General features: G+C 58.6%; 1 protein-coding gene. It reads right to left on the bottom strand.

What is annotated here, in order from left to right; translation table 11 throughout:
• Positions 1–16: 16 nt before the first annotated feature.
• Positions 17–1,087 (bottom strand): IS4 family transposase (locus tag BOO71_RS12910; RefSeq protein WP_254843149.1); only part of this gene is annotated, 1,071 nt, incomplete at its 5' end.

Here is a 1,087-nt window from a genome sequence, read left to right as displayed (position 1 = left end):
AGTACCCGACACTTTCTCAGGCGGTCCTCTGGGGCGGCATCCAGAGTTGAATGAGATTGAGAAGATCCTCAGCCGAATCCCCAATTTGACGGGAACACGCCCGGACGAGTGATCGGAGGCCCAGACTGATAACGCTCCACGCTCGGCGTCCATGTTTTTTGAGCGCTGCCTCTTGGTCGATCCCGACCAAGACACTCCAGACGTAACCTAGAATGAGCAGACAGAGGAGGCGCGTGACATGGGCTGGAAGGGTCATGTGGGTGTTTTCCAGATTGAAGCCCTTGGTTTTGAGCGCCCGGAACAGGCATTCGATCTTCCAACGCTGGCGATAGCCCTTCAGAATGTGCTGGCCTTTGGTGGCATTGCTCGCCACAATCAGGGCTTCGCCCTGATCCGTCCGCGTCAGGACCACGTTCATCGGTAAACCATAGACCTCTGCATTGTCGATCAGCATGGCTTTTTCATCGGGTTGGAGTCCCTCCAGCCACTCGCCCGCAGGCAGACCATCAATGCGCGCATCCACCCGCAGTCGCACCGTGATGGGGAGACCCCGTTCAGCCAATCCCTGAATCCACGCTTGGCCGATGAATTCCTGGTCGGCGTAGATCGTGGCGACTTCCCAGCAATCCAGCAGCGTCAGGGTGCTGTCGAGCAGGGTCAGACGAGTGGAGGTATCGCTGTTGCCGCTGTGCGGCAACAGTTCAAAGAGCAGCGGCACCGCCACACCTCGCCAGATGACGGCTAGGAAAAGAACGTTCACATCGGTGCGCCCGAGCTTCCAGTTCGTTCGATCAATGGCAAACTCGCGCTTTTTGGCGTCGGGGAGCAGGGTCAAGACCAGACGGGCAACGTCGAGAGGACATAGCGGATGCCGGTCGAAGAACCGCTCGATCTTGCGGATGACCGAGGCCGCCCATGCGTTGCCCCCGCAACGCTCGGCCAGTGCAGCGTGGCGAATGTCTTTGGCCCCAATTAGCGCCAGGACGAGCAGGGAGAGCAACTCGATCTGGTTTTTCCGATATTCAGGAAAGTGGGAGGTGAGGTACAGACTCAATGATTTCAGGGCAGCGGGAGACGCGCTCTGGTA

This window comes from Deinococcus marmoris (assembly GCF_001949125.1).
Taxonomy (GTDB): domain Bacteria; phylum Deinococcota; class Deinococci; order Deinococcales; family Deinococcaceae; genus Deinococcus; species Deinococcus marmoris_A.
This window is presented reverse-complemented; position numbering and strand designations above follow the sequence as displayed.